Origin of the sequence: Roseomonas aerilata DSM 19363 (assembly GCF_000711725.1) — a bacterium.
In the GTDB taxonomy this organism is placed as follows: domain Bacteria; phylum Pseudomonadota; class Alphaproteobacteria; order Acetobacterales; family Acetobacteraceae; genus Roseomonas; species Roseomonas aerilata.
Genome location: NZ_JONP01000028.1, coordinates 39,950 through 53,820 on the forward strand (window position 1 = coordinate 39,950; position 13,871 = coordinate 53,820).

Here is a 13,871-nt window from a genome sequence, read left to right on the forward strand (position 1 = left end):
GCTCATTGTGCTCGTCGGCGTCTCGCGCTCAGTTGACTCGGGGTGATCCGAGTACTTGGACTGGTGCGCCGGCGAGCAAGCCTCGATGGCTGCGACAGCACCGGTGAAGTAAGCGGCAAAGTTCTGCCGCGTGACGTAGCCTAGATGCGGCGTCAGCACCGCATTGGGCGCAGCGAGTAGCGGGTGGTCGGACGGCAGCGGTTCTCAGCGAAGGCCTCAGGATGTGGCTTGCTTATTTCCAGGGTGATGAGGCCTGCAATGGCCGCTCGGCGTTCCCGCGGAAGGGCTGCTCCAGCACGAAGCACCTGGGCGCGCACCGCAGGCTCTGCAGTACGCCAGGCAAAGCTGGCAGCGTCGGCGCCGGCAAGGGCATCGGCCAGATCGGCATCAGTCGCGTCAGGCACTGCACTGATTGCCTCGCCGGTAGCAGGGTTAAGCACCGGCTCCATTTCGCGCACGGCCTCAACCGCCCGGCCCACGACGATAAGGCGTGGGGCCGGGTAGGTGAGGTGGAGAGGATGCCCGTTCCTCATGACACGTCGCCACCCATGCGGATCACCGCGTCCACCGCCATGACGCCGCGCCCTTCCTCCAGCACCATGAGCGGGTTCACCTCGCATTCTGTGACGTCGCCACGCTCCGCGAGGCGGGAAACGGCGACGATGGCCTCGGCTAGCGCTTCCATGTCGGCGCGCGGCTTGCCGCGATAGCCCTCCAGCGCCCGCAGAGCCCGGACCTCGGCAATCATCTCCCGCGCGGCGGGCTGGTCCACTGGCGCCAGGCGCACGCTGCGGTCGCGGTAGATCTCCGTCAGAATACCGCCCGCGGCCAGCAGGATAATGGGTCCGACTTGCGGGTCGTGGCGGTAGCCCACAAGGACCTCGCCCACTGCCTTGGTCATGGCCTGCACCAGCACCCGATCGGCACCGAGCGTCGGGCGGTGAGCGGCAACGCTCTCGACGATCCAGCCCGCCGCTTCCGCCAAGGCTGTATCGGATGCCACGCCGAGCACGACGCCGCCGAGTTCCGTCTTGTGAGGAATGGCGTGGTGCAGGATTTTCACTGCGACCGGATAGGGAAAGGGCAAGCTCTCCTGTCCCGCGCGCGCGGCGGGCAGCGCTAGGCAGGGCGCGTGGGGCACGCCGAGGCCGGCGAGCAGCGAGTAGGCCTCCACTTCGTCTAGCATGCGCTCCGGGCTCCTTCCGGGCGTGGCGCTGGGCACGGCGGATCGGGGTTCACGCCTGGCAAAAGCCGCGGCAATGACGTCGGCGCAAGCCTCGGGCGTGCGGAAAGCCGGCACGCCCGCCCCGGCGAGCATGGACAACGCCTCGGGCGCCTCCGGCACGCAGAAGGAGGCGAGGTGGGCGCTGTTCCGCGCGGCTTCCACCACGGGCTGCACCGCCAGATCCGGCTGAAAGCGGGAGGAGGAGCCGGCGACCGCAACCACCAGGTCGTATTCCGGCGCGGCGAGCAGGGCGTCGAGCGCCGCTGCCATCACTTCCGGCTTCACACCGGCAAGCGTAAGGTCGAGGATGCGGCCGTGTCCGGGGTCGACGCCTGCCGCTGCGAGCTTCGCGCGGGTGGCGTCGGACGGCGCCTCCACAGCCACGCCGCGAACGCCTAAACCATCCACCACCATGGCCGCGCCGCCGCCCGTTGTAGTCACCATGCCAACCCGGGGCTTGCGGGCGCCGGCCGGACGGATCGGCAGCCGGCGAAGCAAGAGAGAGGCTTCCAAAAGCCCCTCCAGCGTGTGAACGCGGGCGATGCCGCAATCGCGCAGGAAGGCGTCCGCCACGTCGTCCTCGCCGGCCAGGGCGCCAGTGTGAGACTCCGCCAGCTCCGCGGCCTCCTCCGAACGGCCGAGCTTGTAGGCGACGACAGGCTTGCCGCGCGCCGCTGCTCCCGCCGCGAAGTCACGCAGTGCCCCGGCGCCGCGCAGCGTCTCCAGGAAAAGCAGGTAGGAGGTTACTTTCGGGTCGTCGAGCGTTGCCGCGCAGATGGAACCCATGTCGAGGTCCACCTCGGCCCCGACCGAGACGAGGCCCGCAAAGCCCAGCCCCCGTTGCCGCCCGCGCGACAGAATGGCGCCAATCATGCTGCCGCTCTGGGAGGCGGCGAATGCGCCGCCCACGGGCAGGTCGCGCTCGGTGAAGGCGGCGTTGGCCGTGAGCACCATTCGGTGGTGCAGGTTCGCCAAGCCGATGCTGTTGGGCCCGAGCAGGCGCGTGCCGCTCCCACGCAGGCTCTCGCGCAGGGCTTCTTCCCGCGCGGCGCCTTCAGGCCCGGTTTCCGAAAAGCCGCCAGCCAACACTGTCACCGCCGGAACGCCAAGCCGCGCACACTCCGCGACCGCTTCCATCGCGCCGTCGGTCGGCAGCAGCACGAAGGCGTGGTCCGGCCGCTCCGGCAATGCCGAGAGGGAGGGAAAGGCGCGCTCCCCCATCACCGTGTCACGGCGTGCAACGGGATAGATGGCGCCCTCGTAGCCACCCGCGCGCAGGAAGCGGAAGGGCCGGGAAGCGGTCTTGGTCACGTCGTCTGACGCGCCGACCACGGCAATGCTGCGCGGCGACAGCAGCGCGGCGGGGGCGGCCCGCATCGCGCTCACTCCGCTGCCCGGGGTTCTTGCGCCGCAGCCGGCCGGGGCGGGCGCTGGGAGAAGCGGCGCCCAAAAACCTCCTCGGCGAGCCGGTTCTTCATCATCTCGATGGAGCCTCCCGCGATCATCCAACCGCGGCACCGGCGCATGCAGTACTCCACCAGTGCTTCCTCGGAGAAGCCGGTACCGCCCATGATCTGCACGGCCTCGTTCGCCGCGTCGAAGCCGGCTTGGTTGCAGGCGAGCTTGGCGAGCGTCGTCTCATAAGCCGAGGGCAGGCCGTGGTCGGCGTTCACGGCCGCGCGGTAGAGCAGGAGCTGCGCTGCCTCCAGCTTCAGCGCCATGTCGGCGAACTTCCACTGGATGCCCTGGAACTCGGAGAGGGTGCGGCCGAACTGGCGGCGCGTTTCCGCGTGTTCCTTCGCGCGCTCGAAGGCGAAGCGGCCGACGGCGAGCGAGCGGGCGGTGTTGCCCACGCGCTCCGCGTTGAAGGCCGCGATCTGCTTCTTGAAGCCGCCTGGGCCGAGCAGGAGGTTTTCGCGCGGGACGCGGCAGTCCTCGAAGTAGAGCGTGCTCCAGTCCTCACCGTTCAGGAAGCGCGAGGGCTGGCCGACCGTGAAGCCCGCCGTGCCGCGCTCGATCAGCATGGAGCCGATGCCGTCGATGCCCGGCCCGAAGCGGAGATAGATCAGGTAGAGCGAGGCCTCGGCGCTGTGCGTGCCGAAGACCTTGGAGCCATTGACCACGTAGGTGTCGCCCTCCAGCCGCGCAGAGGTCTTCAACTCGGTGGCTGCCGATCCCGCTTCCGGCTCGCTCATGCCGAGCGAGATGGTGTTCCGACCGGCCAGCAGGTCGGGCAGCCATTTCGCTTTCTGCTCAGGTGTCGCGTATTCGGCGAAGGTGCGGATGGGGCCGAAATTGCCGGCCTGGACCACGTCGGCGCTCCGCGGGCAGACAGCGGCTACCTGCTCGATCGCCAGCACCGCATCCATTAGCGTCCCACCCTGGCCGCCGTCTTTCTCGGGAATGGTGATGCCGAGCAGGCCCTGCCCGGCTATGAGCTGCGCCACGTCGTAGGGGAAGCCCGGGGTGTGGGCGCGCTTCAGGGCACCGGCGGCCAGATGTTCCTCGGCGAAGCGGCGCACGCTGTTGGCGAAGATCCGCTGGTCCTCGGTCAGGTTGAAGTCCATGCTGCGCTTGCTCCCGGGCCGGCTTCTCGGATCGGGCTTCATCCTGCGCAGCGCGCGGCGCTCCGAGAACCAACCGCTCTTCATGCCGCGATGAGATTTTGGTATGCCTCCGGCAACCAGACGTCGGGAGGAGCTGTCCGTGGATGCGCCTGTGCCGCCGCTGAACCCCCTGCACGTCTTTGCCGTTGCCGCCCGCCTGGGCAACCTGACGCGGGCTGCGGAGGCGCTGGGCGTTTCGCAGTCCGCCGTCAGCCGGCAGGTGGCCGTGCTGGAGGGTTATATCGGAGCGCTTCTCTTTCGGCGGGAGCGCCACGGCATCGCGCTGACCTCCGAGGGCGAAGCCCTGCAGCGGGAGGTCGGCCCCGCCTTCGAGCGCATCGTCGCGGCCACGGAGCGGCTGCGAAAAGGCTCGCGGACGAAGCCGCTGCGCCTTCGCGTCTACAGCACCTTCGCCGCCAAGTGGCTGCTGCCGCGCCTGCACCGCTTCGAGGCGGCGCATCCCGGCATCGGCGTGCAGCTGAGCCATATCGTCGCGCCCGTCGATTTCCGGCGGGACCCCGTGGACCTAGCGATTCAGCTCGGTGATGGCCGCTGGCCAGACCTCGAGGCACGGCGCCTGATGCCGGACGTCCTGCAGCCCGTGTGCAGCCCACGGCTGCTGAAAACCGGTCCGCCGCTGCGCGTGCCGGACGACCTGCGCCGTCACCGCATGCTCGTCTCCCGCTATCGTCGGGACGATTGGAAGGACTGGCTCGAGGGGATCGGCCGGCCGGACCTGCTGCAGGACGGGCTGGAGTTCACGAGTTCGGTCCTCACCTTCCAGGCGGCGATGGAAGGGCTGGGTGTGGCCATCGGCCAGATGCGGCTGATGGAGCCGGACCTGACGTCGGGGTCGCTGGTCGCGGTTTTGGGCATGCCGGTGGAGCGGTCCATCGCCTACCACGTGGTCTGGCCGAAGGGGGTGCCGCTCGACCATCGAGGCCGCGCGTTCCTTTCCTGGCTGATCGGGGAGGCGAACGGCTAAGCCGCCCCCTTCCCCGGTGCGAGCAGCGGCAAGGGGCCGGGCAGCGCATCGCCGCGCAGCAAGGCCTCCTCCAGCTGCGCCGCGGCCGGGGCGCCGATCGCCGGCACGGTCAGTTCCCGGAACTTGGCCGCGAGCTCGGCGTCGCTCAGGGGCAAGTCCGGGTCGCCCTTCCGGGTGGGCTGAAAATGGTCAAGCACCGAGCCGTCGCGCAGGGTCACCTTCACCCGGGCCGCGCGGCGAGCGGGATAGGCGTCGGCCAGGTCGGGCGCGAGGGAGACGGTGACCTTCTCCATATCGGCGCGTATCAGAGGGTCAGACAGGGCGCTGGGCTCAAAAGCGGCCAGCCGCACCCCACCCAGGCGCAGTAGCGCCGCAGCGCAGTACTGCATGGAGAAGCGGCAATCCTGCTCCGTCCGCGCGGCGGGCCGGTCGCAGACCGTTTTGGTCGGACCGTAGCCGGCGACATGGATTGCCGACACGTCGTCGGCCCTGAAGCCGTGCATCCTGCGGAGTGCCTCGACTCCGTCCAAACCAGCAAAGATATGACCGCAGCAGCCATGATTCTTGAAGGTCATGGCTTCGATCACGAAGGTCTCGCCGAGCCCCGCGAGTGCGCGATCCCATTTGCCCGCGTCCTCGCTGGTAGCGGCCGCAAAACCGCTGGGACCATGCAGAACATCGAGCGCACCGGTCACGCCCGCCGCAGCAGCCAAAGCGGCGAGCGCCCCGGCCTCTGCCGCGTGACCGGGATGCAGCGGCTTGCTCATTCCCTCGCCACGGAACGCCTGTTGCAGGCCGCCGGCCATCGTGGCGGCCGTGGCCAGGGCGTGAGCCATTCTGTCCCCGTCCAGGCCGAGGATCAAGCCGGTGGCCGCAGCCGCGCCAAAGGTCCCCACCGTGCCCGTGGTATGCCAGTAGCGGTAATGGCTGGGTTGAACAGCAAGGCCGATCCGGCAGCCCACTTCGTACCCCGCCACGATGCCGCGCAGCAGTGCGGCCATTGAGGCGCCTCTTGACTGCGCTGCCGCCAGCGCCGCCGGAATGGTCGCCACCGCCGGGTGGTAGCCCGCGTCACGGTAGATGTCGTCGAACTCCACCGTATGGCTCGCGGTGGCGTTGAGCAGCGCGACCTGCCGCAGCGGCCCGCGCGTGCCGTCCACGTAGCAGATCGCCTGGCCGAGCCCGCGCTCGGGCGCCAGCGCGGCAGCCAGCAAGGTGGCGGGCGCGCGCGAGCAACCGGGCAGCAGGGCCGCGAACCAATCCAGCAGGGCGCGTCGTGCGTGGTGTTCCAGTCCGGAAGAAAGCGGCCGCGTCCGCCACGCTGCGGCCTCCTCGGCCAGTTGCAGAAGCGGGTTGGACATCGGGTTCTCCGGCATTTCTGTCTCCCGGCCTGAGGCCGGATTGCCTTGCTCTGCCCCATCCTACTGTCGATGCCGCGGGACGCGATCCGTCAATACCCTCGAGTGACATTCCAAATGGTCATGTGCCTCTTCCTTCTTGTTAGTTGCCGGGACAGGGTCGGGACGGATTGAGATGGCCTACGCAACCAACCCGCGCCCATTCATCCTGGCCGAAGGCCATGGCACTCTGGGGAGGATCGATGTCCAGGACCACAGGGCGGGGCGCACTGCCATTAAGCCATGCGCAGTACCGCAGCACTCCAAGGATTGAAGAGCGATGCGCCCTCGGTTCCTGGGAGCCGCGGCAAACTGTTCCAACAAATAAGCCGAAATGGACAAGGTGCCGCCCATGCCTCTGACCCGTCGCAGCCTTTTCCTTTCCGCGCCGGCTCTTTCGCTGGCAAATTCCCTTTCAGCCTTTCCGGCGCGCGCCACCACTTGGCCAGATCGGCCCGTTCGATTGATCGTTTCCTTTACCCCTGGTGGCACGACGGACATCATCGCTCGCCTTGTTGGGTCCCATCTTTCCGAGCGCTGGGGTCAGCCGGTGGTGATCGAGAACCGCCCGGGCGCCGGTGGGAACATCGGCACGGAATTTGCCATCCGTTCCGCGCCAGACGGCTACACTCTGCTCGTGGGCTCGAACGGACCACTGGCCGTGAACCAGTCGCTCTACCGCAACCTTTCTTACGACGCCCGCAAGGACGTCGCACCCGTCACCCTTCTCGCCGACGTACCTAACGCCCTCGTCGTCCCATCAGGCAGTCCTCTTTGGAGCGTCGGCGACATTGTGGAGCAGGCCAAGCGTGCGCCTGGCCGGCTCTCTTATGGGTCGACGGGCATCGGGACCGCCTCTCATCTCGCAGGGGCGCTTCTGGATCAGATGGCGGGCATTCAGACCATCCATATCCCCTACCGCGGAGCGCTCGCGCTCAACGACTTGCTGAGCCGTCGGCTTAACTACATGTTCGCTACCATCCCGTCCGTGATGGAGCAGATCCGAGGAGGCGCCTTGCGCGCGCTCGCGGTGTCGAGCCTGAAGCGTTCACGGTCCTTGCCCGAGGTGCCAACCATGATCGAGGCCGGATACCCCGGCTTCAACGCTTCCGCTTGGTTCGGCGTGGTGGCGCCGGCGGCAACCCCGCCCGAGATCATCGCCAAAATCGCAGCCGACGCGGCAGCCGCTGTACGCGACCCTATAATTGAACGACAGATGATCGAGCAGGGTGCGGACCCGATCGGCAACAGTCCGGCGGAGTTCAAGGCCTACATCGCTTCCGAGGTGCCCCGCTGGGCGGAGATCGTGCGGAAATCCGGCGCGACTGTGGACTGAAATGACGATGGCCCCGCTCCGAACAGTTCTGTCAGCCCTCGCGCCATAGCTGTTGTCACGCCTCAGTTGTAGATACCATCCTATCCTGCCTTGATGATGCCGAGCACCGTTGTCGCGCAACGCAGGTAAAGCATGCGACGGCGGTCTGCGGGAACATTCTGGTTGTGTTAGACGGGAGGGCAAAGGTAGTTTCGGGGTTCCTCCTGTCTGCGACAGAGGCACTCCGCTGTAATGAAGCTCTTGAACCCGCGTATACATCGGATCCGGCCTTTGATGCCTCGGTGACCCTGCTTAAGCCTGTTGTTCATATAGGCGCTGGTACGGTGAGTAACCCGCCTGCCCAGCGTCGAGCGGATCGCGCGCGGGTACGAGCTAACCACGTCCGTGGTGACCTAGTCGGGAAAGATTCAGGCTCAGTCGTATCTCAGTAGATCTATTATGACGCCTGCTGTCGTCTTCGGATTGGACGCGGCCTAGCCGCCGGTCCAGTCTCTTCGTGAGCGAAGGATGGCTCTGGTTTGGAACCGAAGTCATCAACTTGGCGGATAACACATGGAGGACACCAGTGAGCGACACCAATTCGGTCGATACACTTCCGAAGCTCACAGGGAAAATCAGCCCCGATCTAATTCGAATGATGCGCGTGCCGCGCCCGCCAGCCGGGCTGATCGAGGGCTTCCGCACGATTGCCGATGCCTCTAGCGTCATCTCCGATGTCATGGACGAGCTCGGGATCACTGGCGCGGTGGGCGCCTCGGTGTTGAAGCCTACTCTTCCCGGCGTCGCCATGGTCGGTCCGGCTTTGACGGTACGGAATATCCTTCAACGCGAGCACGTCTACGAGACTGCACGCGCCCACGTGAACGGCATGGCGGAATTCGAGGCGCACAACCTAACGCTGCAAGGCGACGTGGTGGTTATCGACGGCGTACCAGGTATCTCCAACATGGGTGGCATCTCCGCCCAGACCGCTAAGCGGCAGGGCGGGGCAGGCGCTATCGTGTCGGGCGGGATCCGCGATATCGGCCATTCCCGCCGGGTGGATTATCCACTTTGGGCAACCGAAATCACACCGATTACGGGCAAGTGGCGCATCCAAACAGTGGAGATCAACGGCGACATCCAGATCGCGGGTATCCGCGTTTCGCCGGGCGACATCGTAGTCGCGGACGAGACGGGTGTCTGCTTCATCCCTATTGCCCGAGCAGCCGAGGTGCTCGCGCTTGCGCAGACGAAGTTCAAAGCAGAAGAGGTGAAGTGCGCCGCTATCGACGAGGGCGTTTCGGTCGCCGATCTGCCTGGAAACGCCTGAAATTGCTCCGGCGGGCCGGACAACAATCGGTCCGCCTCCTGGGCATCGATACACAGAGCGGCCATAATCCGGCAGGCTGCGTCGGATGAACAGGTCGGACAGCACTCCACTGTGGTGCATGGGTCGGCTTGGCGGTCTTGGCAGGTTAGAATCCTGAGCGGTCGACGGCCCGTCATCCTCCAGGAGAGCTCAGCTTGCCGTTCAAGGCCAACGCCGACCGTCGCCAGCACATTCCAACGCAGCGGTTCCGGGCCACGAACTGGGCGGCGTACGATGCCGCCCTACGCGGACGTGGCAGTCTGACGATTTGGTTCACGGAGGCGGCCGATCGCGGCCTGGAAGGGCGAGCCCCGGACCACGCGGGGCGGACAGCCACGGCATTCGGAACTGGCCATCTCCACGGCCCTGACGCTTCGAGCCGTCTTCAGCCTGGCCTTGCGTCAGACCGAAGGCCTGATCGGCTCCATCATCGCCCTGCTCGGTCTCGACCTGCCCGTGCCGGGCCAAACGGTTCTGTCAGCGCTCACGCCAGAGATGCCGTCAATGCAGGCGGATGCTGCCGGGTATGCTCGCTTGAGGATGGCGAGCACGGTGGCCGCATGACGGAGATGAAGCACGCGGCGGCGGTTGGCCGGAACATGCTGGTTGTGGCCAGTGCGAGGGCGGAGGTGGTTGCGGAGTTCATCATATGCTCGGCAGAACCGGTCACCTGAGGTGAAGCTCTTGATCCCACGCATACATCGGACCCGGCCTTTGATGCCTCGGTGATCTTGCTCGAGCCAGGGTTCTGGCAGCGCTCGCGCCAAGGCGGGCACGGGGAAGGCATGGTGCGCCATTTCGCCCTACGCGGTTCGCAGAATGGCGAGCGCCGCCGTCGCGCGACGGAGGTGAAGGAGACGTCGACGGTTGGCGGGAACATGCGGGCGGTGGCAGGAGCGGGTACGGAGGTGGTTTCGTAGCTCGTCGTAGGCGCGACAGAACCGGGCTGCCGCCTCGAAGGCCTTGAAGCCGCGCATACATCGGATCCGGCCTTTGATGGCCCGATGGTCTTGCTCCAGCCTATTGTTCTTGAACCGGCTGGTCCGGTGCTGGACGCCTCGACCCAGTGCCGAGCGGATCGCCCGTGGGTAGGGACGATGACCGTCCGTGGTGACGCGTTCCGGCGTCATGCCCATGACCGACTTGGCCGAACGGAAGAACGCCTTTGCGGCCGCCATGTCCCGGTGCTCGCTGAGCACCGTGTCGACGAGATCACCGTTGCGGTCGATGGCGCGGTAGAGAAAACACCAGCGCCCGCGGACCCTCACGTAGGTCTCGTCCACGTGCCAGGAGCGACGGCCAGCTCCGCCCTCACCGGGACGGTCAAGCCGGAGTTCGTCCGCCAGCACTGGCGTCAGCTTCGCCTCCCATTCTCGGACGGCCTCATGGCTGAACACGAAACCGCGCTGGAGAAACATCTCCGCCAGGTCGCGCAGGGTCAGGCGGTAGCGCAGCCGCCACAGCACCACCAACGCGATGACATCACTCGAATACTGCGTGTGGTTCAGCAGCCCGCCGCTGCGCTCGTTGAACCCCTTCCCGCAGGCGCGGCAGCGGAACCGGCGATACCCCCGGGCCGTGCGCTCCGGCCGCTCTGTCACGGCCCCGGAGCCGCACGTCACACAGTCCATCCTCGATCCCCACCCCGCTCGATCCGGAGCCTACCAGCCCCACCCCGTCCGGCCATACGGGTCGCTTGGCGCGAGATCTGTCAAAACCACTGCGGCAGGGTCGCAGGGTGACAAGGTCTCACTTGCATCATCTGCCATCATCGCAGCTGCAACTTCCCGCAAGACACCACGCTGACCATCCTCTGCAGGCGCAAGCTTTCTTGCCGAAAAGCGGACCATTTGACGAGGGTGATCGAGTGAGCAGCCGGCAGGTTATGGCGAGCAGCGCCACCGCCGCCACGTTATCGGGTTTGGCGTGCCTGCCGTGCCATCCGGATTATCAATCGGGCGTACGCTTGAGTGTCTCCAAGGGGATCCGGCCCTTTAGCTAGGACCTCCGGCTCATGATTGGGAATCCGCCACCGCTGCACCGAGGTGACGCTGGACTGTCTTCACCTCGCCAACGTCTGGCGCAACAACCCGATGCAGGCCATCTGAGGCAAGGCGGGATGATGACTGGTCGTCAGAGGCTCGTCGAGGAGGCCTCACGGGCCTCGAGGAGCACCGCTACGCGGTCAGCAAGAATCTTGGCGTCGACCGGCTTACGAAGGAGCGAGAAGGTACCGCTGAGCGCCCCACCAAGTGCCAGCTCCGCTGCGTCTGTCGCGTAGCCAGTGAGCAAGATGGCCGGCAGATCAGGTCGCAGCCGCTGCGCATTCTGGATCAGCGCCAGACCGTCCATCCCCGGCATGGACAGGTCGGAGATGAGGAGGTCCACCTCCTCGGCGCCGGCCAGGAGGTCCAGCGCCTCGGCCGCTTCCGCCACGACACGGACGACGAACCCTGCTGCTCTCAGCCCCTCTGCCGTGATCTCCCGCACGATTGCCTCATCATCCACGAGCAGGAGGCGCCCGCGCCTGCCCTCGGCAGGGGCCGGCTGACTCAAGGCGGGCAGCCCCGCCGCAGACGTCTCCTCCTCGGAGATGGGCAACCACAGCGAAACTGTCGTGCCCCGACCCAATTCGCTCTCCAGAGCGAAGGCACCGCCCGACTGCTCCGCGAAGCCGCGGGCCATGGCGAGGCCGAGCCCCGTGCCCTTGCCGCGTGGCTTTGTTGTGAAGAAGGGTTCCGACGCCCGCGCCAGCACCTCGGGCGACATGCCCGCGCCGGCATCGTGGACCGAGAGCCGGATGTAGGCGCCCGGCGCAACCTGCGCTGGAGCGTTGCCGTCCTCCCCAGATACCAGTGCCGCGACGGCGGAGAAGGTGATCGTTCCCTGGCCGCCCATCGCGTCCCGCGCATTGGCGGCCAGGTTCACAAGTACCGTCTCCAGCTGCCCCTTGTCAGCGAGCAAGGGCGGCAGGCGGACCTCGACGTCCACTTCGACCCTGATCCCGCCCCCGAGGGTATGAGTGAGCACCTCCTGCATCCCGCGGAGCAGGTCATCTGCATCGAGCGGTTCAGCGCGGAGGTCGGCCCGACGGGAGAAGGCAAGCAGTCGTCGAGTAACTGCGGCGCCCCGCCCCGCCGCCTCCCGCACCATGGCCGCGATACGACGAACGCGGGCCGAGTTGTCGCCCGCATCCTCGATGAGCTTCGCGCCGCCGCCGACGGCCTGAAGGACGTTGTTGAAGTCATGCGCGATGCCGCCGGCAAGTTGGCCAAGCGCTTCCATGCGCTGCCCATGGGCGAGTTGAGCCTGGACCTTCTGCCGCGCCACCACCTCTTGCCGCACGCGCGTCTCAAGCTCCTCGTTCAACCGGCGAAGAGCTGCGTCGCCGGCCCGCACAGCAGCCTCGGCCTCGGCGAAGCCCCGCCGCAAGATCTCCAACTCCTCGACGCGCGCAGGAGGAAGGTCGGCAGCGGCGGCCGTCGCGCTGCCTGCCGCCAGGGCATGGGCGTGGCGGCTCAGCTGTTGGACAGGAAGGAGGATGCGGCGAGCGGTGAGTACGGCCGCCAGCCCCCCGAGGAGGAGGGCGGCGCCGCTGCCAACCAAGAGTGCCAGGAGCGGCTTGCGCCAGGCCACGTCGTACAGGGCGGCAGGCTCGCCGACGAAGACAGTCCATCCCTTCGCGGCAGGAACAGTCGCGAAGCCGAAGACGCGTTCCACACCGTCAAGGGAGACGGCGCGGTAAGAGGAACTGTCCCGTCCCACAAAGTAGTGGCGATTCTGGGCCGGCAAGGGCTGCCCGACGAAGCGGTCGATCTCAGCCTGGGTGCTCGCGACAAGGACGGTTCGGGCATCGGCGGCCGAGGCTATGGCGCCCTCGGACAGGGCCTGCCGCGCGAGCAGGCCGCGCACCCGCTCGGCACCGATAGCTGCGACCGCGACGCCCGTGACCTGACCCTCTTCGTCCTTCAGGGGAAGGGCGACCGATACCACAGGCTTCTCGGAGAGGGAGCCGATGACCAAGTCGCCAACCGCGGCTTCGCCGGAAGCGAAGGCCCTCTCGACCGCTGCCGACGATGCGGCACGAGCCATGGGAACACCGAGGGGCCGCAAGGAGCTGAACACTTGCTCCCCATCGGGGGCGAGGATGGCGATTGTCGCCCCGTACTGCTGAGCAATTCGAACCGCCTGGGCGTGCAAGGCAGGAAGGTCGCACGGTCGCAGTGGGTCATCGCCGAGGGCGGGTGACGTCGCGAAGGCGGAGAGGGCCCCCTCGATGCCCCCGAACTCACGGTCGACCGCGAGGGCGAGGGCCTGCGCGGTGGTCCGCAGGCGCGCTTCGGCGACCTGCTGACGGCTCTCCGCCACGCTCCACACGGCGGTCCCGCCGGCGAGAACGGCCGGCACAAGGGCGACGGCCACAAGGCCGATGAGCAGGTTGGACAGCTTCGGGGCACGAAGTGGGCGAACAGACCCGTCTATGATAGTCCAGCCCATCTTTCCCTTCAGCACGGCGGGGAGCCTTTCCACTGTCATTCCGCTTCTGACAGTTTGTCCTCCTTAATTCCACCCACTGCACCGCCCCGATGGCCCACAAGCCGTTCGTTCGCCTTCGGCCTATTCTGTTAAAGAACTCGGATGACATCGACGAGGGTACGGCTTCCGCTTGGTCGCCCCGTCGAGCTGTCGAACGGCGCCAACTCCTGCCAAAGTCCAAACGGCGTTGTCAGGTTGGCGAGGCCGGAGGGGCGTGGCAGCCTACATCGCATGACCTCTCCAAGCCCTTATCGAGGCTTCCGCTACCCAGCCGAGGTTATCCAGCATGCAGTGTGGTTGTATCACTGCTTCAGCCTCAGCCTGCGTGACGTCGAGCTGATCCTTGCCGCGCGTGGGGTCGTGGTCAGCTACGAAACCATCCGCGAGTGGGGCCTGCGGTTCGGCCGGCTGTTCGCGAACGAGCTGAAGCGGCGT

At 67.0% G+C, this 13,871-nt stretch carries 11 protein-coding genes; 4 read left to right on the forward strand and 7 right to left on the reverse strand.

The features are described from left to right. Nucleotides 1-152: 152 nt before the first annotated feature. Genes BO39_RS35320 through BO39_RS22885 form a run of 3 tightly spaced genes read right to left on the reverse strand, consistent with a single transcriptional unit; the run spans nucleotide 153 to nucleotide 3,792 of the window. On the reverse strand, nucleotides 153-620 hold the full coding sequence (locus BO39_RS35320) for an aldehyde dehydrogenase family protein (protein WP_084698397.1): 468 nt from the start codon (nucleotides 618-620) through the stop codon (nucleotides 153-155). Beyond that, nucleotides 530-2,602: an acetate--CoA ligase family protein gene (locus BO39_RS22880; protein WP_043837891.1), complete on the reverse strand. Its 2,073-nt coding sequence runs from the start codon at nucleotides 2,600-2,602 to the stop codon at nucleotides 530-532. Before BO39_RS22880 ends, BO39_RS35320 begins: the two co-directional genes overlap by 91 nt. A gap of 5 nt (nucleotides 2,603-2,607) precedes the next feature. Beyond that, entirely contained in the window at nucleotides 2,608-3,792 is a 1,185-nt protein-coding gene (locus tag BO39_RS22885; RefSeq protein ID WP_043837894.1) for an acyl-CoA dehydrogenase family protein, read from the reverse strand. A 139-nt stretch (nucleotides 3,793-3,931) separates the two neighbouring features. Here BO39_RS22885 and BO39_RS22890 point away from each other — a divergent pair, with 139 nt between their 5' ends. After that, nucleotides 3,932-4,816: a LysR substrate-binding domain-containing protein gene (locus BO39_RS22890; RefSeq protein WP_043837896.1), complete on the forward strand. Its 885-nt coding sequence runs from the start codon at nucleotides 3,932-3,934 to the stop codon at nucleotides 4,814-4,816. Here the strand turns inward: BO39_RS22890 and BO39_RS22895 are convergent. Then, nucleotides 4,813-6,192: an MmgE/PrpD family protein gene (locus BO39_RS22895; protein WP_245615350.1), complete on the reverse strand. Its 1,380-nt coding sequence runs from the start codon at nucleotides 6,190-6,192 to the stop codon at nucleotides 4,813-4,815. The two genes, BO39_RS22890 and BO39_RS22895, sit on opposite strands and share 4 nt — an antisense overlap. Nucleotides 6,193-6,547: 355 nt before the next feature. Here BO39_RS22895 and BO39_RS22900 point away from each other — a divergent pair, with 355 nt between their 5' ends. Further along, nucleotides 6,548-7,549: a Bug family tripartite tricarboxylate transporter substrate binding protein gene (locus tag BO39_RS22900; protein ID WP_211257529.1), complete on the forward strand. Its 1,002-nt coding sequence runs from the start codon at nucleotides 6,548-6,550 to the stop codon at nucleotides 7,547-7,549. Between the two features lie 167 nt (nucleotides 7,550-7,716). On the opposite strand, the gene BO39_RS35325 is transcribed toward BO39_RS22900, so the two are convergent. Next, nucleotides 7,717-7,929: a DDE-type integrase/transposase/recombinase gene (locus tag BO39_RS35325; protein WP_084698399.1), complete on the reverse strand. Its 213-nt coding sequence runs from the start codon at nucleotides 7,927-7,929 to the stop codon at nucleotides 7,717-7,719. 185 nt (nucleotides 7,930-8,114) lie between these two features. On the opposite strand from BO39_RS35325, the gene BO39_RS22905 reads away from it, so the two are divergent. Both BO39_RS22905 and BO39_RS35330 read left to right on the forward strand, forming a co-directional pair. Then, nucleotides 8,115-8,861 (forward strand): RraA family protein, encoded by a 747-nt coding sequence (locus tag BO39_RS22905; RefSeq protein WP_043837898.1) that lies wholly within the window; start codon nucleotides 8,115-8,117, stop codon nucleotides 8,859-8,861. Nucleotides 8,862-9,188: 327 nt separating this feature from the next. Beyond that, the gene (locus tag BO39_RS35330) at nucleotides 9,189-9,464 is read left to right on the forward strand and encodes a transposase (protein ID WP_211257530.1); all 276 of its coding nucleotides are present in this window, start codon (nucleotides 9,189-9,191) and stop codon (nucleotides 9,462-9,464) included. 239 nt (nucleotides 9,465-9,703) lie between these two features. Here BO39_RS35330 and BO39_RS22910 read toward each other — a convergent pair whose 3' ends face one another. Next, nucleotides 9,704-10,531, reverse strand: coding sequence for an IS6 family transposase (locus tag BO39_RS22910; protein WP_043837900.1), 828 nt, complete (start codon nucleotides 10,529-10,531; stop codon nucleotides 9,704-9,706). Between the two features lie 502 nt (nucleotides 10,532-11,033). After that, nucleotides 11,034-13,430 (reverse strand): ATP-binding protein, encoded by a 2,397-nt coding sequence (locus BO39_RS30350; protein ID WP_169742811.1) that lies wholly within the window; start codon nucleotides 13,428-13,430, stop codon nucleotides 11,034-11,036. Between the last annotated feature and the right edge of the window lie 441 nt (nucleotides 13,431-13,871).

Bases quoted from the DNA above. Each gene is read 5' to 3' on its own strand.
- BO39_RS22895 (WP_245615350.1), bottom strand. From the start codon at position 6,192: ATGCCGGAGAACCCGATGTCCAACCCGCTTCTGCAACTGGCCGAGGAG.
- BO39_RS35320 (WP_084698397.1), bottom strand. From the start codon at position 620: ATGCGAGGTGAACCCGCTCATGGTGCTGGAGGAAGGGCGCGGCGTCAT.
- BO39_RS22910 (WP_043837900.1), bottom strand. From the start codon at position 10,531: ATGGACTGTGTGACGTGCGGCTCCGGGGCCGTGACAGAGCGGCCGGAG.
- BO39_RS22885 (WP_043837894.1), bottom strand. From the start codon at position 3,792: ATGGACTTCAACCTGACCGAGGACCAGCGGATCTTCGCCAACAGCGTG.
- BO39_RS22900 (WP_211257529.1), top strand. From the start codon at position 6,548: ATGGACAAGGTGCCGCCCATGCCTCTGACCCGTCGCAGCCTTTTCCTT.
- BO39_RS22880 (WP_043837891.1), bottom strand. From the start codon at position 2,602: ATGCGGGCCGCCCCCGCCGCGCTGCTGTCGCCGCGCAGCATTGCCGTG.